The organism is Pseudonocardia sp. 2-7 (assembly GCF_056341085.1).
The window spans coordinates 1,311,201-1,332,354 of record NZ_CP094507.1; the positions used below are offsets into that span (position 1 = coordinate 1,311,201).

Consider the following 21,154-nt stretch of genomic DNA (forward strand, 5'->3'; position numbering starts at 1 on the left):
TTGACCTCGACTGCGGTGCAGGTCACATCCTGGGGGCATGGCCGAGCTGAACCACACCATCGTCCACTCCCGTGACAAGCGCGCCGGGGCGGCGTACCTGACCGAGATCCTGGGGCTGCCCGAGCCGACGTCGTTCGGGCCGTTCCGGGTCGTGCGCGTCGCGAACGGCGTCGACCTGGACTTCATGGACGCCGACCCGGCGACGATCGTCCCGCAGCACTACGCGTTCCTGGTCTCCGACGACGAGTTCGACGCCGCGTTCGCCCGGATCACCGCCCGCGGCCAGGAGTACTGGGCCGACCCCGGCGGGAGCCGTCCCGGCGAGATCAACACCCACGACGGCGGCCGGGGCGTGTACTTCGACGACCCGTCCGGGCACCGCATGGAGCTCATCACGGTGCCCTACGGCGGCTGACGGGCGGGGACCGTCAGAAGGTGGGCTCGGGCAGCAGGCCCTGCTGGGCACCGAGCCGTCGTCGCAGCACGATCTTGCGCACTCCGCCGGGGTAGAGGCGCAGCCGGGACAGTTCCCAGCCGGAGAACTCGGCCTGGATCGCCAGCCGCACCGACGCCGTCAGCCGGGAGACGTCCCCCTCGATGCGCACCGGGCGGTACTCGTACCGGTCGTCGGTCCAGCCGTCGCCGTCCCGAGTCCCGGCCACCCGATTCCCGGCGGCGGAGTCCTCCGACCCGTTCCCAGCGCCCTCGGTCATGCGTGCCTCCCGGTCGTGCCGTGCTCGTCGGTGCCCACCGGATGAACGGCGGGTGTCGCGTCGGGCATTCCCACTGTAAAGGGCACCCGGGCCGGCGGGGGAGGCTCAGACGGGGTCGCTCACGTCGTCGAGCGCGGTGCGGATCTCGGCGGGCAGCACGAGGTCCTCGGCTGCGAGCGAGGCCCGCAGCTGGGCCGCGTCCCGCGCCCCGACGACGGCCGAGGCGACCCCCGGGCGGTCCCGCACCCAGGTCAGCGCCACCGACAGCGGCGAGGTGCCGAGCCCGTCGGCGGCGGTGAGGACCGACTGGACGATCCGCGCCGAGTGCTCGGTGCGGCGCGCCTCCACGTACGAGGCCAGCAGCGCGCTCGCGCCCCGCGAGTCCGCCGGGGTGCCGTCGGTGTACTTGCCCGTCAGCACTCCCCGGCCCAGCGGGGCCCAGGCCAGCAGCCCAAGGCCGTGGTGCCGGGCGGCGGGCAGGAGCTCGGCCTCCGGTTCCCGGGCGAGCAGCGAGTACTCCACCTGCGCCGACACCGGACGGCAGACGGCCGGGTCGGGCCCGGCGGTGGCGCCACCCGCGACGGTCGCCAGCTGCCAGCCGGCCGGGGCGACCAGCCCGGCGTAGCGCACCCGTCCGGAGTAGACGGCGACCTGCACCGCGGACAGCGTCTCGTCCAGCGGCACCCGGGGGTCCCAGCCGGGGAACTGCCACAGGTCCAGGTGCTCGGTGCCCAGCCGGCGCAGCGTGCGGTCCAGTGAGCGCAGCAGCGCGGTCCGCGAGGCCCGTTCACCCGCGTCGGGGGCTGCCGTGCCGCGCCCGGCGAGGACGACGTCGTCGCGACGGACGGTGCCCCGCAGCAGCCCGCCGAGCACCTGCTGGGCGGCGCCGCCGCCGTAGTCCTCGGCGGTCTCGACGAGGGTCCCGCCGACGTCGACGAACGCGCGCAGCTGGTCCGCGGCGTCGGCCGGGGAGGTGTCCTCGCCCCAGGTCATGGTGCCCAGACCGACCCGCGACACCTCGAGGCCGCTGCCGCCCACCGGTCTGCGTTGCACGGTCGTCGAGCCTAGGCGCGCGGGCCCGCGGGACCGGTGAGGGCGCGCAGAGTGACCCCCGTCTCGGCGAGTACGGTGACGGCCCGTGATCAACCAGGAGCCGAGCCGCCAGGACCGGACGACCCCGGACCGGAGCACGCCGGACCGCGGCCGCGACGGGAGCCGTTCGTGAGCTGGCTCGAGGTCGTCGTCCTCGGGATCGTCCAGGGGCTCACCGAGTTCCTCCCGGTGTCCTCCTCGGCGCACCTGCGGATCGTCTCGGCGGTCGGTTTCGGCGGGGACCCGGGGGCGGCGTTCACCGCCGTCTCCCAGCTCGGCACCGAGGCCGCGGTGATCGTCTACTTCGCCAAGGACATCTGGCACCTGTTCCTCACCTGGGTGCGCGGGTTCCGCGACGCGGAGGTCCGCGCCACCGACGACTACCGGCTGGCCTGGCTGGTCATCATCGGGTCGGTCCCGATCGCCGTGCTCGGGGTGCTGTTCAAGGACCAGATCGAGGGCGTCGCCCGGAACCTCTGGCTGGTCGCGACCACGCTGATCGTGTTCGGTGTCCTGCTCGGCCTGGCCGAGCGCTTCGGCAAGCAGGTCAAGCCGGTCGAACGGATCACCGTCAAGGACGGCATCCTGCTCGGCTTCGCCCAGGCCATGGCGCTGATCCCGGGCGTCTCGCGGTCCGGCGGCACGATCACCGCCGGCCTGTTCCTGGGGCTGACCCGGCCCGCGATCGTGCGGTACTCGTTCCTGCTGGCGATCCCGTCGGTCTTCGGTGCCGGCCTGTTCACGCTGCCCGACGTGTTCGCCGGCGACGGCCCGTCCGGGCCGCAGATGCTCGTGGCCGTGCTGGTCGCGTTCGTCGTCGGCTACGCGGTGATCGCCTGGTTGCTCCGCTTCGTGGAGAACAACACCGTCTACGTGTTCGTCGCCTACCGGATCGCGCTGGGCGTCGCCCTGCTCGCCGCCCTGTCGCTCGGCGCGGTCAGCGCGTACTGACCGCCCTCGCTCCCGTAGCCTCGGTCGGCGTGACGACCTTGATCCTGCTGCGGCACGGCCGGTCCACCGCGAACACCGCGGGCGTGCTGGCCGGGCGCACCCCGGGCGTGGAGCTCGACGACCGCGGCCGGGAGCAGGCGGCGGCCGTCGTCGACCGGCTCGCGGCCCTGCCGATCGCCTCGGTCGTGACCTCCCCGCTGGAGCGGTGCCGCCAGACCGTCGCGCCGCTCGCGGCGGCCCGCGGCCTGGAGCCGGTCGTCGAGGACGACCTGGCCGAGGTCGACTACGGCGCGTGGACCGGGCGGAAGATCACCGACCTGCTCAAGGAGGACCTGTGGAAGGTCGTCCAGGCGCACCCGTCGGCCGCGACCTTCCCGGACGGCGAGTCCCTGGCCGGGATGCAGGCCCGCTCGGTCGCGGCGGTGCGTCGCCACGTCGCCCGGGTCCGGGCCGAGCACGGCGAGGACGCGATCGTCCTGGCCTGCAGCCACGGTGACGTGATCAAGGCGATCCTCGCCGACGCGCTGGCCAGCCACCTCGACAACTTCCAGCGGATCGTCGTCGACACCTGCTCGGTGAGCGTCGTCACCTACACCGAGCTGCGGCCGTTCGTCGCGCGGATGAACGAGCAGTCCGGCGACGTCGCGAGCCTGGTCCCCAAGCCGAAGCCCGCCGAGGGCGAGGAACAGCCGGTGAACGCCTCCGACGCCGTGGTCGGGGGTTCCACGAACGCGTGAGGCGGGGTGATCCACCTCGCATCGTCCCTGGTGGACGCACCCACAGGTGACCGCGGGGATGCCCCCGCAGCCGGATACGCCTACCCTGGGAAGGGTCATGGCACGCGTCATCCACGTCTTCCGCCGACCCGACCGCTTCGTGGCCGGGACCGTCGGCGAGCCCGGCGATCGCGCCTTCTACCTGCAGGCGATCGAGAGCAGCCGCACGATCAGTGTGCTGCTGGAGAAACAGCAGGTCTCGGTGCTCGCCGAACGCATCACGGCGCTGCTGGGCGAGGTGTCCAAGCGCTTCGGCGAGGACAACCTGCTCGGCGCGACCGTGACCACGGGGTCCTCGGACAACGACCCGCTCGCGGTCCCGCTGGAGGAGGAGTTCCGGGTCGGGACGATGGGGCTGGGCTGGGACGCCGACTCGAGCTCGATCGTCGTCGAGCTGCTCGCGGTCACCGAGGAGGAGATCGACGAGTCGGTCGTCCTCGACGACACCGAGGAGGGCCCGGACGCGCTGCGCGTGTTCCTGTCCCCGACGGCGGCGAAGGCCTTCGCCGAGCGCGCCGAGAAGGTCGTCGACGCCGGCCGTGCCCCGTGCCCGCTGTGTGCCGAGCCACTCGACCCGACGGGCCACGTCTGCGTGCGCCTCAACGGCTATCACGACCGCAACCCCGTGGCCGGGACGGAGTGACGCTCGACCTGCGCGACCCCGCGGTGTTCGAGGTCCTGCGCACCGGCCGCATGGACATCACCGGCCGGATGGTCGACGCCTCCAACGCCACCCTGTTCGGCACCGTCTCCCTCGACGGCGTCGAGCTGCGCTGCGTGTACAAGCCGGTGCGCGGGGAGCGCCCGCTGTGGGACTTCCCGGACGGCACCCTCGCCGGGCGCGAGGTCGGTGCCTTCCTCGTCTCCCAGATCTCCGGGCTCGACGTCGTCCCGCCCACGGTGCTGCGCGACCAGGCCCCGTTCGGGACCGGCATGGTGCAGGCCTGGGTCTCCTCGGGTGACGAGAGCGCCCTGTCCGAGCCGCCCGCCGACGGCGCGGGCGACGAGCTGGACGGCGACATCACCGAGGAGACCGTCCAGCTCGCCACCGAGTCGCTGGTCGAGCTGTGCGAGCCGCACGAGATCCCCGGCGGCTGGCTGCCGGTGCTCCGTGCCCGGGACGGCGCGGGGGACCCGGTGGTGCTGGTCCACGCCGACCACCCGCAGCTGCGGGACATGGCGCTGTTCGACGTCGTCGTCAACAACGCCGACCGCAAGGGCGGGCACGTGATCCTCGCCGGGGACGGCGACGTCTACGGCGTGGACCACGGCCTGACCCTGCACACCGAGCCGAAGCTGCGCACCGTCCTGTGGGGCTGGGTCGGGGACGAGCTCGGCGAGGAGCAGACGGCCGTCCTCAAGGAGCTGCGCGCCCGGCTGGCGGGCGAGTTCGCCGACGTCCTCGGCGAGCACGTCACCCGCCGCGAGGTCGCGGCGCTGCGCTCCCGGATCGACCACCTGCTCGCCGAGCCGCGCTTCCCCGGCCCGGACGGCTACGGCCCGGCCATCCCCTGGCCGGCGTTCTAGCCGGTCACATCCAGGAGCCCGAGCCGCTGCGTCGCGCGGGTCATCGCGACGTAGAGGTCCGCCGGGTCGGCCGCCCGGATCCGCTCCGGGTCGACGATCACGACGGCGTCGAACTCCAGGCCCTTCGACGACACCGGGGTGTGCACCGGCACGCCGGGTGACCCCAGGTCGGTGCCGGGCGGGGCGATGACGGTGACCGTCCCGTCGGCGGTGCGGGCCCGCTCGTCGTCGACGGCGGCGCGGACCGCGGCGCGGAGCTCCCCGGCCGGGACCGTGCGGGTCCACGGCTGCTCACCGGTGCTGCGCACCGACTCCGGCGGGCGACGGTCCGGGGCGTAGGTCGCCAGCACCCGCGCGGCGGCGTCCATGATCTCCGACGGCGTCCGGTAGTTCACCGTCAGCGTGCGGTGCGTCCAGCGTCCGGCCAGGTGCGGGGCGAGCACGTCGGCCCAGGCCCGGGCGCCGGCCGGGGCGCTGCGCTGGGCGAGGTCGCCGACCGCGGTGATCGACCGCGCAGGGCAGCGCCGCAGCAGCACGTGCCAGTCCATCGCGGACAGCTCCTGCGCCTCGTCGACGACGAGGTGCCCGTAGCGCCAGTCCCGGTCCGACGCCGCGCGCTCGGCCACGGTCAGCGGCACCCCGGCGACGTGCCGCTGCGCGAGCATGTCCGCGGTCACGAAGTCGGTGGGCCGCAGCTCGTCCGGGTCCTCCCCGGCGAGCGACCGGTCCGCGGACTCCAGCACGGTCAGCACCTCGGCGGCGTAGGCGCTGTCCGGCTCCGGTGCCGCGGCGGGTGTCCCGTCCGGGACCGGGCCGAGGAGCTCGGCGAGCTCGTCGAGCAGGGGCGCGTCGGCCACGGTCCACGGCGTGCCCGGTTCCCGCCGCAGCGACTCCGGAGCGCCCGCGGCGGCCAGCCGGTCCGGGTCGGCGTACAGCTCGGCCAGGGCCCGCTGCGGGGTCAGCACCGGCCACAGCTGCTCGACGGCCGCGTGGAACCGGGGGTCGGTGCGCAGCGCGTCGCGCAGCTCGGCCCGCATCTCGGCCGACACCTCGGCCGCCCCGGCGGGCTCGATCTCCGGGATGTCCAGCCCGGCCAGCAGCTCCGCGAGCTCCGGCGGGTCCTCCAGACCGACCTCGAGCCGCTCCAGCCCCTGGTCGACGAGCAGCCGCCCGAGGATGTCGCGGAACGTGGCGCGGGCGGTGTTGTGCGGCTGCCCGGCGGCGCGGGCCCGCCGGCGCGCCTCGGCGGCCAGCGTCGCGTCGATCTCGACGGTGACGTCGTCCATCCCGATCGCGACCGGTGCCCCGGGCAGCTCCTGGCGGTCGCCGACGGCGCGGCGCAGCACGTCGACCATCGCGAGGTCGCCCTTGAGCCGCGCCGTCCCCGGCGGGTCGGTCGCGTCGGCGACGACGCCGTGCGCGAGGCGTCCCGGGGTGGTGAACACGACCGCGGACTCGCCGAGCGCGGGCAGCACACCGCCGACGTAGTGCACGAACCCCGCACTCGGCCCGACGACCAGCACGCCGCTGCGGGCGAGCCGGTCACGGTGCGTGTAGAGCAGGTAGGCGATCCGGTGCAGCGCGACGGCGGTCTTGCCGGTCCCGGGGCCGCCCTCGATCACGACGGTGCCCGACAGCGGCAGCCGGATGATCTCGTCCTGCTCGGACTGGATCGTCGTGACGATGTCGCGCATGCGGGTCCCGCGCGGCGCGGTGAGGGCGGCGAGGAGCGCGGGGTCCGACGCCGACACGGTCCCGGTGCCGGGCCCGTCGCCGTCGAGGAGGTCGTCGTGGAAGCCGGCGACCCGCTCGTGCGGGGCGGTGCCGGCGACGGTGTAGTGCCGGCGCCGGGTCACCCCGAGCGGGGTGACCGGGGTGGCGCAGTAGAACGGCTGCGCGGCCGGGGCCCGCCAGTCGACCAGCGCGCTCTCGCCGTCGGCCGGGTCCGTCAGCCCGATCCGGCCGACCCGGGTCGGGGCGGCCCCGTCGACGTGGTCGAGACGCCCGAAGCACAGTCCCGCGCGGGCCGCGGTGAGGGTGCGCACCCGCTCCGAGGCGCGGTGCACCGACACGTCGCGTTCCCAGCGCGCGCTGAGCTGCTCCCCGGCGCGCTCGGCTGCGGCGCCCCGGGCCTGCGCGCCCGCCGCGGCGAGCTCGTCGTCGAGCAGGGCGTGCAGCCCGCGGAGGTGCCGGGTCTCGCGGGTCAGCTCCGCCTCGTAGGAGGAGTGGGTGGTCGCCGGGGCCTTGCCATCCGTGTTATGCTGAGACTGTACGGTTACGTCCTCGTGTTCTGCGCGCACCCCACAGGGTAGCGCGATCCCGGCCTCCTGCGCACTCATCTCCCTCGTCGGCGGACGAGTCCGACCGTCTCGCGCAGCGCCATCGCCGTCGCGAACGTGCCGAACACCAGCCCCAGTACGACCGCGTCGAGCGCCAGGCCGAGGAACGCGCCCGCCACCGTGCCCGGTGCGGCGGTCAGCGCCAGCACCGTGCCCCACCTCCCGGACGCGGTGCCCTGCCGCAGGTGCACGACCGTCCCGACGATCGAGCTCGGGATGAACATCAGCAGCGACGTCCCGGCCGCGACGTGCAGGTCCGTGCCGAACAGCAGCACCATCGCCGGCACCGCGAGCAGCCCGCCACCGAGTCCCATCGCACCCGCCCAGGCGCCGATGACCAGGCCGACCACCGTCGCCGTCGGGTACAGGAACCAGGGATCGGCGACCAGCGACGCCGGCACCACCGCCCCGCCGAGCAGCGGCACGCCCAGCGCGTCGACGAGCAGCTTCGCCGCCGTCAGCACCAGTACGGCCACCAGCAGCACCCGCAGCAGCGTCTCCGACGCGCGCGCCAGCAGCTTCGGCCCGATCCACCCGCCGACCGTGCCACCGACGATCAGCCCGGCGCCGGTCCGCAGGTCCAGCGAACCGCCGCCGAGCGCGTAGGCGACCGCACCGGCGACGCAGACCCCGATGTTCGCGATCGTCGACGAGCCGTGGATCCGGGCCCGCGACATCGCGGTGAACCGGTCGAGCGCGGGCACGAACAGCACTCCGCTGCCGCCGCCGATCAGCCCGCCGACCACGCCGCCGATCAGGCCGATCACGCCCACCGGCACGGCCCGGCCGTCCCGGTCCGTGTCGGGGGAGAGGCGGACCATCGGGCCAGTGTCACCCCGACGGCGGTCCCGCCGTGCGCGGCGTCCCAGCGGGCGGGAACCGGGGATACGGTCGGCCCATGACCCTCCCGGCCCCGCAGCGGATCACCGTCCCCGGCACGACCCTGCCCGAGATCGCCCTGTCCGTGCACGACACCGGCGGCGACGGCGACCCCGTCCTGCTGCTGCACGGCTGGCCGGACCGCGCGAGCCTGTGGACCCACCAGGCCACCGCGCTCGCCGGGGCCGGGTACCGGGTCGTCGTCCCGGACCTGCGCGGCTTCGGGGACTCCGACCGGCCCGCCGAGGTCGAGCACTACCGGATGCGGGCCCTGGCCGCCGACGTCCTCGGCGTCGCGGACGCGCTCGGCATCGACCGGTTCGCCCTCGCCGGGCACGACTGGGGCGCCTCCCTCGGCTGGGCCCTCACCCTCGCCTCGCCGCGGGTGACCCGCTACGCCGCGTTCTCCGTCGGGCATCCCGCCGCGTTCGCCACCGCGGGGTTCCGGCAGAAGGCGATGTCCTGGTACATGCTCTGGTTCCAGTTCCCCGGCGTCGCCGAGCAGGTGATGCCGGCCGACGACTGGCAGTTCCTGCGCGGCTGGCTGCACGCGACGCTGCCCGAGGGACACCCGATGGCCGCCCGCCAGCTCGCCGACCTGTCCCGGCCGGGCGCCCTGACGGCGTCGTTGAACTGGTACCGCGCCAACATCGACCCGGCGACGTTCGTGCCCACCACGATCCCCCAGCCCCCGCGGATCACGGTGCCGACGATGGGGGTGTGGAGCGACGGCGACCTCGCGCTCACCGAGGGGCAGATGCGGGGCTCCTCGGCGTACGTCGACGACTTCCGCTTCGAGCGCGTCGAGGGCTGCGGGCACTGGATCCCGGAGGAGGCGCCGGAGACCGCGAGCGCCCTGCTCGCCGACTTCCTCGCGGGGTGACCGAGGGGACACGCGCTCCTCGCTGCGCCGCCGGGGGCCGCGGGCCAGGATGGGGCGGGTACAGCGGCGTCGGAACGACACGGAGGAAGCACTGATGGCGGAGAAGAGCCGGATCGGGGTCACCGGGCTGGCGGTGATGGGGGCGAACCTCGCCCGCAACATGGCCCGCCGTGGCTTCCCGGTGGCGGTGCACAACCGCACCACCTCGAAGACGACCGAGTTCATGAAGGACTACGGCGACGAGGGTGCCTTCACCGGCACCGAGTCGCTGCAGGAGTTCGTCGACGCGCTGGAGACCCCGCGCAAGATCGTCGTCATGGTGAAGGCGGGCAAGCCGGTCGACGCCGTCATCGACGAGCTGGCCCCGCTGCTCGACTCCGGCGACATCATCATCGACGCCGGCAACTCGCACTTCCCCGACACCGACCGTCGCGCCGCGTACTGCGAGGAGCGGGGCCTGCGGTTCATGGGGATCGGCGTGTCCGGCGGCGAGGAGGGCGCACTCAACGGGCCGAGCATCATGCCCGGCGGACCGCAGGAGGCCTACGGCGAGGTCGAGGAGATCCTCACCGCGATCGCCGCGAACGTCGACGGCACCCCGTGCTGCACCCACGTCGGCCCCGGCGGCGCCGGGCACTACGTGAAGATGGTGCACAACGGCATCGAGTACGCCGACATCCAGCTCATCGCCGAGGCCTACGACCTGCTCACGCACGTCGCCGGGCTGTCCGCGCCGGAGATCGGGACGATCTTCGAGGAGTGGAACTCGGGCGACCTCGAGTCCTTCCTCATCGAGATCACCGGCATCGTGCTGGCCAAGACCGATGAGAAGACCGGGAAGCCGCTCGTCGACGTCATCGTCGACCAGGCCGAGCAGAAGGGCACCGGCCGCTGGACGGCCATCGACGCGCTCGACCTCGGCGTCCCGCTGACCGGCATCACCGAGGCCGTGTTCGCCCGCACGCTGTCCAACCTGCGCGACGAGCGCCGGGAGGCCTCGACCACGCTGGGCGGCCCGACCCCGGGCTCGGGGAAGAACCGCGACGAGCTCGTCGAGGACATCCGCCAGGCCCTCTACGCGTCCAAGGTCGTCGCCTACGCCCAGGGCTTCGCGCAGATGCGCGCCGCCTCGCAGGCCAACGACTGGGACCTCGACCTCGGCGCGATGGCCCGGATCTGGCGCGGTGGCTGCATCATCCGCGCCCAGTTCCTCAACCGGATCACCGAGGCCTACGAGTCCCACCCGGACCTGGACAACCTGCTGATGGTCCCGTACTTCACCGAGGCCGTCGCGAACGCACAGGACGCGTGGCGCCGGGTCGTGGTGACCGCGACCGAGCAGGGCGTGGCGATCCCCGCGTTCTCCTCCAGCCTGTCCTACTACGACGGCTACCGTCGCGAGCGCGGCCCGGCCAACCTCATCCAGGGGCTGCGCGACTACTTCGGCGCGCACACCTACGCGCGCACCGACGCCGACGGCAAGTTCCACACCCGCTGGAGCCAGGACGGCAGCGAGGTCGCCGCGGACTGACCCCCCGCGCCGTGACACCCCGGCCCGGCCCCGGCACCATGGGGCCGGGGCCGGGGCCGCGGTGTGCCGGGCGGGCCCTCAGCCGCGGGTGGCCGCCGGCCGCGCCGCGCCGGACGCGTCGCCGTCGGTCGCCACGGGCCCGTCGACGTGGTGGTACTTCCCGCCGCGCAGTGCGCTCGCCACCGCGGCGACCAGGCAGGCGACGGCGGCGAACCCGAGCGCGAAGGTCAGCCCGTCGGCGAACGGGCCGGAGATCAGCTGCGGGAAGAACTCCCGTCCGGTCAGGTACGCCGACTGTGCGGGCGCCAGCGCGCCGAGGACCTGCGGGCCGAGCAACGTCGCGATCGGGTTGTAGCCCAGCAGCGCCGCGAACAGGATCCCGACCGGCGGCAGCGCCGCGACCCGGTCCGCCGCGAGCTCCGGCACGCCCTGGGCCATGAGCCCGTCGTGCAGCGACGTGGGCAGCGTCGTCGACAGGCCCGCGATGAGCAGCGAGAAGAACACCCCGATCGACAGCACCGTCGCCGCGTTCTGGAAGGTCGAGGTCATGCCGGCCCCGGCGCCACGCTGGTGCGCGGGCAGCGAGTTCATGATCGCCGCCCGGTTCGGGGAGCTGAACAGGCCCATCGCCAGGCCGTTGAGCGCCAGCAGCAGCGCGAACGCCCGGTAGTCGAAGTCCACCGGCAGCGCCAGCAGCGCGAGGAACGTCGCGGCCGCACCGAGCATCCCGACGGTGGCGAAGGCGCGGGCGCCGTAGCGGTCGGACAGGATGCCCGACACCGGCCCGGCGACGAGGAACCCGATCGTCAGCGGGACCATGTAGATGCCGGCCCACAGCGGCGTCGTCTCGAACGGGAAGCCGTGCTCGGGCAGCCAGATGCCCTGCAGCCAGATGATCAGGATGAACTGCAGCCCGCCGCGGCCGAGCGCGGCCAGCAGGCTCGCGATGTTGCCCGCGGTGAACGCGCGGATCGAGAACAGCGAGACGTGGAACATCGGCTCGGGCACCCGGCGCTCGATCCAGGTGAACAACGCCAGCACCGCGATCCCGCCGAGGATCAGGCCGAGGACGAGGGGGCTGGTCCAGCCCATGACGTCGTCGCCGTAGGGCTGGATGCCGTAGGTGATGCCCATCAGGACGGCGACGAGCCCGACCGCGAACGTCAGGTTGCCCCACCAGTCGATCCGCGCCGCGCGGCGGGCGCCGGTGTCGCGGAGCCGGGCGTAGGCCCAGATCGTGCCGAACACCCCGACCGGGACCGACACCAGGAACACCAGGTGCCAGTTCACCGGGGCGAGCACCCCGCCGACGACCAGTCCGAGGAACGAGCCGGCGATCGCCGCGACGGAGTTGATCCCGAGCGCGAGGCCACGCTGGTGCACCGGGAAGGCGTCGGTCAGGATCGCGGTGGAGTTGGCGAGCAGCAGCGCCCCGCCGACACCCTGCAGCACCCGCATCGTGATCAGCCAGACCGCGCCGGCGTCGCCCTGCATCCAGGTGGCGGCCAGCAGCACCGAGAACACCGTGAAGACGGCGAAGCCCAGGTTGTACATCCGGGTGCGGCCGTACATGTCGCCGAGCCGGCCGAAGCTGACCACCAGCACCGCCGTGACGACCAGGTACCCCATGATCAGCCACAGAAGGTAGTCGATGTTGTCCGGCGCCAGCGGGTCGATCCCGATGCCGCGGAAGATGTCCGGCAGCGCGATCAGCAGGATCGACATGTTGATCGTCACGATCAGCACGCCCATCGTGGTGTTCGACAGTGCGACCCACTTGTACCGGTCGGCCGGTCCCGAGTTGTTGAGCATCGCTAATAACTGTAGCTCTCCGGTGCGTGTTCGCGCCACGGTCTCGCCCGGCTCGTCCGGTCCGTCCCGATCCTCCCTCGGGTAAAGGAATTCCCAGGTCGGACGGGGTCTACAGTCCGCGGCGTGAGGTGGCGAGGGGTGGAGCCGTCCGCCGGGAGGACCCGGCGCGAGGTGCTGCGCGCGGCGGCCGCCGCAGCCCTGCTCGCGGTGACGGAGGCGCTCTGGCGGATCCCCGGGAAGGCGAGTCCCGACATGGGTAACGTCTCGGCCGACGGCCGGACCCTGTGGTTGTCCGGGCGCGACGACCGGGAGGTGTACGTGCTCTCCACCGACGACGGGCACCTGATCCGGCGGATCCCGGTCGGTGACGGCCCGCACGGGCTGTGCGTGTGGCCGCAGCCCGGCCGCTACTCCCTCGGCCACACCGGGATCACCCGGTGACCGCCGGACCGACGGCGACGACGACCTCGGCCCGCCGGACCGAGCAGCTGTTCCGCGTCGCCCTGGTCGTGAAGGGCATCGACGGGGCGGCGGAGCTGCTGGGCGCCGTCGCGCTGGTGCTGGTGTCGGGGGACTGGCTGCACCGGGTCGTCGCGCAGATCCTCGCCCGCGACCTGATCGGTCCGCCGAACGGCACCCTGGCCCGGCACCTGACCGAGGGCGTCGACCGCTTCGCCGGCGGGGACCGCACCTTCGTCATCGTCTACCTCGGGCTGCACGGCGTGCTCAAGCTCGGCCTGGTCGCGGCGCTGCTGACCCGCTGGCGACCCGCCTACCCGCCCGCGGTGGTGATCCTGGCGGTGTTCGTCGTGTACGAGCTGGTCCACGCCTGGCACACGCACTCCGTCGTGCTGCCGTTCCTCGCCGCGCTCGACCTCGCGATCATCGTGATGGTGATCCGCGAGTACCGGCTGCTCGGCCGGGAGGCCGCCGACTCAGGCGCCGGCCGCGACCGGTAGCCGCTCCAGGACCGCGCGCGCCGCGGCGCGGCCGGCCCGGTCGGCGCCGATCGTGCTCGCCGAGGGGCCGTAGCCGACCAGGTGCACCCGCGGGTCGGCGACGACGCCGGTGTCGCGCGGCCCGCCCATCACGATCCCGCCGCCCGGTCCGCGCAGCCGCAGCGGGGCGAGGTGGCCCAGCGCGGGCCGCCAGCCGGTCGCCCACAGCAGCACGTCCGCGGGCGCGCGGGTGCCGTCGGACCACTCCACCCCGTCCGGCACGACCCGGGTGAACATCGGCCTGCGCGCCAGCACCCCGCTCGCGATCCCGGCCCGCACCCCGGGCGTGAGCCCCAGCCCGGTCACGCCGACGACGCTGCGCGGCGGCAGCCCGGCCCGGACCCGCTCCTCGACCCGGGCGACGGCGGCGCGCCCCTGCTCGGGCCCGAACGGCGTGCTGTGCCACTCGGGCTCCCGGCGGGTGACCCAGGTCGTCGCGGCGGCGTACGGGGCGATCTCCAGCAGCAGCTGCACCGCGGTGATCCCGCCGCCGACCACGACGACCCGCCGGCCGGCCATGGCCTCGGGACCCGGGTACCCACGGGCGTGCAGGCTCGTGCCGCGGAACGTCGCGAGGCCCGGGTAGGCGGGGACGAACGGGCGGGTCCAGGTACCGGTGGCGTTGATCAGGTGGTCGGCGACCCAGGTGCCGCGGTCGGTGTCGACGGTCAGCGACCCGCCGGTGTCGACGGCCGGCGGCCCGCCGGCGTCGGCGTCCGGCGACCCGCCGGTGTCGGAGACCCGGTGGACGTGCACCGGGCGCACGACCCGCAGGTCCAGCTCGCGTTCGATGCGCCCGAAGTAGGCCGGGACGGCGTCGCGCGCGGGGAGGTCCGGGTCGGCTCCGGGGTCGTCGAACCCGGAGCGGACCCCGGCGACGTCGTGGATGCCGTTCACCGTGCGCATCCGCAGCGTCGGCCAGCGGTGCCGCCACGCCCCGCCGGGGCCGTCCTCGCCGTCGAGCACGACGAAACCGGGGCCCGGCTCCAGCCCGCCGCGCCGCAGCCCGGCCGCCGCCGACAGGCCCGCCTGGCCCGCGCCGATCACCACGACCCCGGTCCGCTCCACACCCGGGCCAACGCCCCGGCCGCACACGGTCATCCCGCGGCGAGCACCGGTTGCGGAGCATCACGCCCGCCTCGCGGACGCCGCGCGCCACAACCGGTGATCACGGCTGCGCCGCGGCGCGGACCACGTCGGCGACGTCGGCGTTGGCGCCGCAGACCACCAGGGCGAGCCGGGCGTCCGGGTGCCGCTGCACGATCCGGCGGGCGGCCGGGACCAGGCAGCCCGCGGCCGGCTCGGCCCAGATCCCGGCGTGCTCGGCGAGGGTGAGGGTGCCGCGGCAGGCCTCGGCGTCGTCGACGACGAGGACCTCGTGCACCAGGGCACGGACGTGGTCGTAGGTCAGCTGCGACGCCGACGGCGCGGACAACGTGGTGATCGCCGACGAGATCGTGACGGGCGTCGGGCCGCCCGCGGCCAGGGCGGCGGACATCGCCTCGGCGCCGACGGTCTCCACACCCCACACCCGGGTGCCGGGCAGCAGCGCGTGGACCGCGGTGGCGACCCCGGAGATCAGCGCCCCGCCGCCGATGGAGACCAGCACGTCGGTCGGCGGCTCGCCGAGAGCGACGGCGTCGCGGGCCAGCTCCAGCCCCACGGTGCCCTGCGCGGCGACGATCACCGGGTCGTCGAACGGGTGCACCAGCGTCCGCCCGGCCCGCTGCAGGTCCCCGGCCTGCGCGAACGCGGCCGCGATGTCGGAGGTGAGCCGTACCTCGGCACCGGCGGCGCGGGCCGCGGCGACCGACCGGGCCGGCGCGGTGCGCGGCATGACGACGACCGCGTCCACCCCCGCGGCGCCCGCGACCTCGGCGACGGCGAGCCCGTGGTTGCCGCCCGACACCGCGACGACGCCCGCGGCGCGCTCGGCGCCGGTCAGCGACGCGAGCTTGGCCAGCACCCCGCGCGGCTTGAACGACCCGGCCCGCTGCAGGTGCTCCAGCTTGAGCAGCACGGGCGCGCCGAGGGCCGCGGACAGCCCGGGGGAGGGGACGGTCGGGGTGCGCACCACGCCCCCGGCGATCCGCTCCGCCGCCGTCTCGATGTCTGCGATGCTCACCTGGTCCGCCACCGCCGCAACGTAACCCCGGCCCCGCGGCCGTCCGGGGCCGCCCCGGGCGGCGACCGTGTGGCCCGTGGCGGTCGCCGCGGAACCGGTGGCGGGCGGGTCGGCACGACCGCGTCGAACCCGCCCGGGATCCGTGCGGCGCCGTTCGCCCGGCTCAGCCCATCGTCCGCGCGCCGTCGATCGCCTCGCGGATGACGTCGGCGTGCCCGGCGTGCTGGCTGGTCTCGGCGAGCACGTGGATCGCGACCCGGCGGACCGACCAGGACGTGTTCGGCTCGAACCACGGCGCGACCGGCAGGGCGTGCGAGGAGTCCAGGTCCGCGGTCCGCAGCACCTCCTCGGTGCGCGCGGCGACCTGCTCGACCCGGGCCCGCAGGTACTCCAGGGTCTCGTGGTCGGCCAGGACGAACCGGGTGTCCACCCACTCCTCGCCGGAGGCGGACCAGTCACCGCCGTTCGCGCCGGCCTCGGCGTCGACGGCGTCCCAGTCGACGGAGTCGTTGTAGACCTCGACGTCACCGAACGCGGCGGCACCCTCGACGGCGAAGCGGAACCACTGCTCCTCGGTGTCCGCGACGTGCTTGAGCAGCGAGGCGATCGTCAGCGCACTCACCGTGCTGCGGGTGCGCGCCTGCTCCTCGGTCAGCCCGTCGGCGGTCTGCAGCAGGAAGCCGCGGTGCCGCTCCAGGGTGGCGATCAGCTCGGCACGCTCGCCGGTCAGGGCCTGCTTCTCGTCGGTGGCGTTCATCTCCGGGGCCGCCTCTCGGGGTCCGCGGACCGGGGCCGTCCCGGTCCGACGGGAACGACGATAGGACCGATCGCGGACGGATCCGGTCCTCGATCAGGAACTGCCGGCGGGGCGGTCGCCGAGGTCGTGCAGCGCGGTCTCCCAGCGCTCCCGGCGGGCGTCGTCGTCCAGCTCCCACCAGGGGGTGCCGCGCTCGCCGAGGCCGTGCTTGGCCGCGGACACCCGTGTCCGGGCGGCGGCGACGCGCTCGTCGTCGCCGGTCCGCCTGCCGGCCCCGACCTCGGCGCGGGCGTTCCCGAGGTGCTGCTGCAGCGCGGACCGCACGTCGTCGGGGATCGTCGGGTCGGTGGCGCGCCACCGGCGGCCCCGGACGACGATGTACCGCCCGTCCGGGGTCCGCTCGGGTTCGCTCACGGGATGGCGGCGGCGCTCAGCCGCTGACCGGCACCACGTCCGGCGCGCCGAGGCGGGCGGCGTCGGCGGTGGCGTCGTCGGGCATCTTCTGGCTCTCCCGCTCGGCCTCGACCCGCTTGACGTAGTGGTCGACCTCGCGGGCGATCTGCTCGTCGCTCCAGCCCAGCACCGGGGCGACCAGGATCGCGGTCTCCTCGGCGGCACCCACGCCCCGGTCGAAGGTCTCGATCGAGATCCGGGTGCGGCGGGCGAGGATGTCCTCCAGGTGCCGCGCCCCCTCGTGCGAGGCGCCGTAGACGACCTCGGCCCGCAGGTAGTCCTCGGCGCCGGTGAGCGGCTCGGCCAGGGTCGGGTCGGCGATCAGCAGATCGAGGACCTCGTCGATCAGCGAGCCGTACCGGCCGAGCAGGTGCTCGATCCGCACCGGGTGCAGCCCGCTGCGCGCGGCGAGCTGGTGGGTCGAGTTGCGCAGCGCCGTGAAGCCCTCGGCGCCGAGCAGCGGGACCTTCTCGGTGCAGGAGGCGGGCACCTTCGCGTCGAGCGAGTGCACGGCGGCGTCGACGGCGTCCTTGGCCATCACGCGGTAGGTCGTGTACTTGCCCCCGGCCACGACGACCAGACCGGGCACCGGCGTGGCGACGGCGTGCTCGCGGGACAGCTTCGAGGTCGCCTCGGACTCGCCGTGCAGCAGCGGGCGCAGACCGGCGTAGACGCCCTCGACGTCCTCGTGGGTCAGCGGCTGCTCGAGCACCTCGTTGACGTGCGCGAGCAGGTACTCGATGTCGGCCGCGCTCGCCGCCGGGTGCGCCTTGTCCAGGTCCCAGTCGGTGTCGGTGGTGCCGATGATCCAGTGCCGGCCCCACGGGATGACGAACAGCACCGACTTCTCGGTGCGCAGGATCAGCCCGGCGTCGCCGCGGATCCGGTCGCGGGGGACGACCAGGTGGATGCCCTTGGACGCGCGCACCTTGAACTGGCCGCGCTCGCCGGCGAGGCCCTGGGTGTCGTCGGTCCACACCCCGGTGGCGTTGATGACCTCCTTGGCGCGGACGTCGAACCGGTCCCCGGACTCCAGGTCCTGCACGGTCGCGCCGATCACGCGGCCGGAGTCCTTCAGCAGTCCGACGACGCGGGCGCGGGTCGCCACGTGCGCGCCGTAGGCGGCCGCGGTGCGGGCGATCTCCATGGTGTGGCGGGCGTCGTCGACCTGGGCGTCGTAGTACTCCAGGGCCCCGACCAGGGCGTCCTTGCGCAGCGACGGCACGACCTTGCGGGCGCCGCGACGGGTGAGGTGCCGGTGGTGCGGCAGGCCGCGGGCGCGGCCGGACAGCAGCCCGAGCGAGTCGTAGAGCGCGACGCCGGCACCGGCGTAGAAGCGCTCCCACACGTGGTGCTTGAGCGGGTAGACGAACGGCACCGGGCGGACCAGGTGCGGCGCGAGGGTCTGGATCAGCAGGCCCCGCTCCTGGAGTGCCTCGGCCACCAGGCGGAAGTCGAGCATCTCCAGGTAGCGCAGGCCGCCGTGGATGAGCTTGGAGGAACGGCTCGACGTGCCGGACGCGAAGTCGCGGGCCTCGACCAGGCCGGTCGTCAGACCACGGGTGGCCGCGTCGAGGGCGGCACCGGCGCCGACGACGCCACCGCCGACGACCAGCACGTCCAGTTCGCGGTCGCCCATCGCCTGCAGCGCCGTGGTACGGGCCTCCGGGGAGAGCGCCACCGATTTCATGATCAGACCTTCCTGAGTGGTTCGTGCTCGTGCTGTCCCGCCGGGGGACTACCCGCTGAACACCCGTCCGATCGCGGGTGTGCCCGGTGTCGCCCCCACGTGTGGTGAGGGCGACACCGGGCGGGTGGTCCTACTCGACGTCGACCCAGTCCAGGGTCCGCTCGACGGCCTTCTTCCACCGGCCGTAGCCCTCGTCGCGCTGCTCCTGCGACCAGGTCGGCTCCCAGCGCCGGGCCTCGTTCCAGTTCTCCCGCAGCTCGTCGGTGTTCTTCCAGAACCCGACGGCCAGCCCGGCCGCGTAGGCCGCACCGAGCGCGGTGGTCTCGGCGACGACGGGCCGCGAGACCGGAACACCCAGCACGTCGGCCTGGATCTGCATGCACAGCTCGTTCTGGGTGACGCCGCCGTCGACCTTCAGCGTCTCCAGGGTCACCCCGGAGTCCTTGGTCATGGCGTCGCTGACGTCGCGGGACTGGTAGCAGATCGCCTCCAGCGTGGCCCGCGCCAGGTGCGCGTTGGTGTTGAACCGGGACAGGCCGACGATCGCGCCGCGGGCGTCGGAACGCCAGTACGGCGCGAACAGGCCGGAGAACGCCGGGACGAAGTACACGCCGCCGTTGTCCTCGACCTGGCGGGCCAGCGACTCCGACTGCGAGGCGCCGGAGATGATGCCGAGCTGGTCGCGCAGCCACTGCACGGCCGAGCCGGTGACCGCGATGGAGCCCTCCAGCGCGTAGACCGGACGCTCGCCCTCGAACTGGTAGCACATCGTGGTGAGCAGCCCGGACTCCGAGCGGACCAGCTCGGTGCCGGTGTTCAGCAGCATGAAGTTGCCGGTGCCGTAGGTGTTCTTGGCCTCGCCGGGGGCGAAGCAGACCTGGCCGACGGTCGCGGCCTGCTGGTCGCCCAGGTCACCGGTGATGGGGACCTCGCCACCGAGCGGGCCCCCTCCGAGGGTCGTCCCGAACGCGGTCGCCGACGACGACGGCTTGATCTCCGGCAGCATCTGCCGCGGGATGCCGAAGAAGCCGAGCAGCTCGTCGTCCCAGTCGAGGGTCTCGAGGTCCATCAGCATGGTGCGGCTGGCGTTGGTCACGTCGGTGACGTGCAGCCCGCCGTGGGTGCCGCCGGTGAGGTTCCAGATGACCCAGGTGTCGGTGTTGCCGAAGACCGCGTCGCCGTTCTCCGCGGCCTCGCGGACGCCGTCGACGTTCTCCAGGATCCACTGGATCTTGCCGCCGGAGAAGTACGTGGCGGGCGGGAGGCCCGCCTTGCGGCGGATGACGTCGCCGCGGCCGTCGCGGTCGAGCGCGGTCGCGATCCGGTCGGTGCGGGTGTCCTGCCAGACGATCGCGTTGTAGTACGGGCGCCCGGTGCGCCGATTCCACACGACGGTGGTCTCCCGCTGGTTGGTGATGCCCAGCGCGACCAGGTCGGACGCGGACAGCCCGGTCTTGGTGAGTGCCTGCTGCAGGCAGGTGTTGGTGCGCTCGATGATCTCGATCGGGTCGTGCTCGACCCAGCCGGCCTGCGGCAGGATCTGCTCGTGCTCCAGCTGGTGGCGACCCACCTCGTTGCCGCTGTGGTCGAAGATCATGAAGCGGCTGGAGGTGGTGCCCTGGTCGACGGCGCCGACGAACTCGGCCATTGAGCTCTCCTTCTTGCGGGGATCGGGGCGTGGGTGCGGTGGGGACGGCGTTCGGCCGGGTCAGGCCCGCCCGACCTCCTGCGGTGCGTCCTCGGCGGGGATGTAGCGGTCGATCAGCAGCTTGAACAGGCCGCCGCCGACGAGGGCGCCGATCAGCGGCGCGACGATCGGCAGCCACCAGTACGGCGTGCCGTCGCCGGTGACCCACGCGGTCTCGTACCCGGTGATCCACGATGCCAGGCGCGGGCCGAAGTCGCGGGCCGGGTTGATGGCGTAACCGGCGTTCGCGCCCCAGGCCATCCCGATGCCCACGACCAGGATGCCGATCATGAACGGCGCCATGTTGGACAGCGGGCCCTTGTTGCGCGGGTGGACCAGCGCGAAGATCACGAACACCAGGATCGCGGTGCCGACGACCTGGTCGAAGAACGCCGTCGTGATCGTCGTCGGGTCGCCCGGGGAGGTCGAGAAGATGCCCTGGGTGTCGGTCAGGTTCGGGTCGACCGAGCGGATGAAGTCGGCGTAGACGAACCGGACGATCAGCGCGGCGACGAACGCGCCGAGGGTCTGGGCCAGCACGAACGGCGCGACCTTCCGCCACGGGAAGCCCTCGTAGACGGCGAAGGCCAGCGTGACGGCCGGGTTCAGGTGGGCGCCGGAGATCCGGCCCGCCACGTAGACACCCAGCATCACGCCGAAGCCCCAGGCCCAGGCGATCGAGTCGTAGGCGCCCTTCGAGCCGTCGGGCGTGGTGACGACCTGCGCGACGACGCCGACGCCGAACAGGATCAGGATCATCGTCCCGGCGAACTCGGCGCTCAGCTCGCCGATCAGCGACGGCGCCTTCGGGGCGGCCGACGGGGTCGCCCGTGCGGTCCGTTCCGCGGGTGCGGGATCGGCCGCGGTGTTCTCGGAGCTCGTCATCGAACCCCCTCCTGGTGAGTCCCCCTCACGGGACCGGGCGGCCCCGCTGTGTGACG

Annotated in this window: 21 protein-coding genes; 9 read left to right on the plus strand and 12 right to left on the minus strand. The window is 73.9% G+C overall.

Annotated elements, in window-relative coordinates:
* Positions 1–37: 37 nt before the first annotated feature.
* On the plus strand, positions 38–415 hold the full coding sequence (locus tag MTO91_RS06615) for a VOC family protein (protein ID WP_062400829.1): 378 nt from the start codon (positions 38–40) through the stop codon (positions 413–415).
* Positions 416–428: 13 nt separating this feature from the next.
* On the opposite strand, the gene MTO91_RS06620 is transcribed toward MTO91_RS06615, so the two are convergent.
* Positions 429–713 carry a DUF5703 family protein gene (locus tag MTO91_RS06620; protein WP_062400830.1) on the minus strand — a complete coding sequence of 95 codons (285 nt, stop codon included), beginning with the start codon at positions 711–713 and terminating at the stop codon, positions 429–431.
* 105 nt (positions 714–818) lie between these two features.
* Positions 819–1,766 (minus strand): aldo/keto reductase, encoded by a 948-nt coding sequence (locus MTO91_RS06625; RefSeq protein ID WP_208821301.1) that lies wholly within the window; start codon positions 1,764–1,766, stop codon positions 819–821.
* Positions 1,767–1,934: 168 nt separating this feature from the next.
* Here MTO91_RS06625 and MTO91_RS06630 point away from each other — a divergent pair, with 168 nt between their 5' ends.
* The 4 genes from MTO91_RS06630 (at position 1,935) to MTO91_RS06645 (ending at position 5,059) form a co-directional block, all read left to right on the plus strand.
* A complete protein-coding gene (locus MTO91_RS06630; RefSeq protein ID WP_476654050.1) occupies positions 1,935–2,756 on the plus strand; it encodes an undecaprenyl-diphosphate phosphatase in 822 nt (273 codons plus the stop codon).
* A gap of 29 nt (positions 2,757–2,785) precedes the next feature.
* Entirely contained in the window at positions 2,786–3,493 is a 708-nt protein-coding gene (locus MTO91_RS06635; protein WP_073575458.1) for a histidine phosphatase family protein, read from the plus strand.
* A 97-nt stretch (positions 3,494–3,590) separates the two neighbouring features.
* On the plus strand, positions 3,591–4,175 hold the full coding sequence (locus MTO91_RS06640) for a DUF3090 domain-containing protein (protein WP_476654051.1): 585 nt from the start codon (positions 3,591–3,593) through the stop codon (positions 4,173–4,175).
* Between the two features lie 50 nt (positions 4,176–4,225).
* On the plus strand, positions 4,226–5,059 hold the full coding sequence (locus MTO91_RS06645) for an SCO1664 family protein (protein WP_476654825.1): 834 nt from the start codon (positions 4,226–4,228) through the stop codon (positions 5,057–5,059).
* Here the strand turns inward: MTO91_RS06645 and MTO91_RS06650 are convergent.
* Positions 5,056–7,359, minus strand: coding sequence for a UvrD-helicase domain-containing protein (locus MTO91_RS06650; protein ID WP_476654052.1), 2,304 nt, complete (start codon positions 7,357–7,359; stop codon positions 5,056–5,058). The two genes, MTO91_RS06645 and MTO91_RS06650, sit on opposite strands and share 4 nt — an antisense overlap.
* A gap of 35 nt (positions 7,360–7,394) precedes the next feature.
* Positions 7,395–8,219, minus strand: coding sequence for a TSUP family transporter (locus tag MTO91_RS06655; protein ID WP_476654053.1), 825 nt, complete (start codon positions 8,217–8,219; stop codon positions 7,395–7,397).
* Positions 8,220–8,296: 77 nt separating this feature from the next.
* Here MTO91_RS06655 and MTO91_RS06660 point away from each other — a divergent pair, with 77 nt between their 5' ends.
* The gene (locus MTO91_RS06660; RefSeq protein ID WP_476654054.1) at positions 8,297–9,160 is read left to right on the plus strand and encodes an alpha/beta fold hydrolase; all 864 of its coding nucleotides are present in this window, start codon (positions 8,297–8,299) and stop codon (positions 9,158–9,160) included.
* 94 nt (positions 9,161–9,254) lie between these two features.
* The gene (gndA, locus tag MTO91_RS06665; RefSeq protein ID WP_251786817.1) at positions 9,255–10,691 is read left to right on the plus strand and encodes an NADP-dependent phosphogluconate dehydrogenase; all 1,437 of its coding nucleotides are present in this window, start codon (positions 9,255–9,257) and stop codon (positions 10,689–10,691) included.
* Between the two features lie 78 nt (positions 10,692–10,769).
* On the opposite strand, the gene MTO91_RS06670 is transcribed toward gndA, so the two are convergent.
* Positions 10,770–12,503 carry an MFS transporter gene (locus tag MTO91_RS06670; RefSeq protein ID WP_476654055.1) on the minus strand — a complete coding sequence of 578 codons (1,734 nt, stop codon included), beginning with the start codon at positions 12,501–12,503 and terminating at the stop codon, positions 10,770–10,772.
* A gap of 123 nt (positions 12,504–12,626) precedes the next feature.
* Here MTO91_RS06670 and MTO91_RS06675 point away from each other — a divergent pair, with 123 nt between their 5' ends.
* Together MTO91_RS06675 and MTO91_RS06680 are read left to right on the plus strand one after the other, a co-directional pair.
* A complete protein-coding gene (locus MTO91_RS06675; RefSeq protein WP_476654056.1) occupies positions 12,627–12,944 on the plus strand; it encodes a YncE family protein in 318 nt (105 codons plus the stop codon).
* Entirely contained in the window at positions 12,941–13,462 is a 522-nt protein-coding gene (locus MTO91_RS06680; RefSeq protein WP_476654057.1) for a DUF2127 domain-containing protein, read from the plus strand. Before MTO91_RS06675 ends, MTO91_RS06680 begins: the two co-directional genes overlap by 4 nt.
* On the opposite strand, the gene MTO91_RS06685 is transcribed toward MTO91_RS06680, so the two are convergent.
* The 7 genes from MTO91_RS06685 to MTO91_RS06715 form a co-directional block, all read right to left on the minus strand.
* Positions 13,439–14,602: a flavin-containing monooxygenase gene (locus MTO91_RS06685; protein WP_476654058.1), complete on the minus strand. Its 1,164-nt coding sequence runs from the start codon at positions 14,600–14,602 to the stop codon at positions 13,439–13,441. The two genes, MTO91_RS06680 and MTO91_RS06685, sit on opposite strands and share 24 nt — an antisense overlap.
* A gap of 67 nt (positions 14,603–14,669) precedes the next feature.
* Positions 14,670–15,626 carry a pyridoxal-phosphate dependent enzyme gene (locus tag MTO91_RS06690; RefSeq protein WP_476654059.1) on the minus strand — a complete coding sequence of 319 codons (957 nt, stop codon included), beginning with the start codon at positions 15,624–15,626 and terminating at the stop codon, positions 14,670–14,672.
* A 163-nt stretch (positions 15,627–15,789) separates the two neighbouring features.
* Complete coding sequence (locus MTO91_RS06695; protein ID WP_476654060.1) at positions 15,790–16,383, minus strand: DinB family protein; 594 nt, start codon at positions 16,381–16,383, stop codon at positions 15,790–15,792.
* Between the two features lie 93 nt (positions 16,384–16,476).
* On the minus strand, positions 16,477–16,797 hold the full coding sequence (locus MTO91_RS06700) for a hypothetical protein (protein ID WP_476654061.1): 321 nt from the start codon (positions 16,795–16,797) through the stop codon (positions 16,477–16,479).
* 16 nt (positions 16,798–16,813) lie between these two features.
* On the minus strand, positions 16,814–18,526 hold the full coding sequence (locus MTO91_RS06705) for a glycerol-3-phosphate dehydrogenase/oxidase (protein ID WP_476654062.1): 1,713 nt from the start codon (positions 18,524–18,526) through the stop codon (positions 16,814–16,816).
* A gap of 130 nt (positions 18,527–18,656) precedes the next feature.
* Positions 18,657–20,174 (minus strand): glycerol kinase GlpK, encoded by a 1,518-nt coding sequence (glpK, locus tag MTO91_RS06710; RefSeq protein WP_405418822.1) that lies wholly within the window; start codon positions 20,172–20,174, stop codon positions 18,657–18,659.
* 60 nt (positions 20,175–20,234) lie between these two features.
* Positions 20,235–21,098, minus strand: a complete 864-nt coding sequence (locus tag MTO91_RS06715) for an MIP/aquaporin family protein (protein ID WP_405418820.1) — start codon at positions 21,096–21,098, stop codon at positions 20,235–20,237.
* Positions 21,099–21,154: the final 56 nt, after the last annotated feature.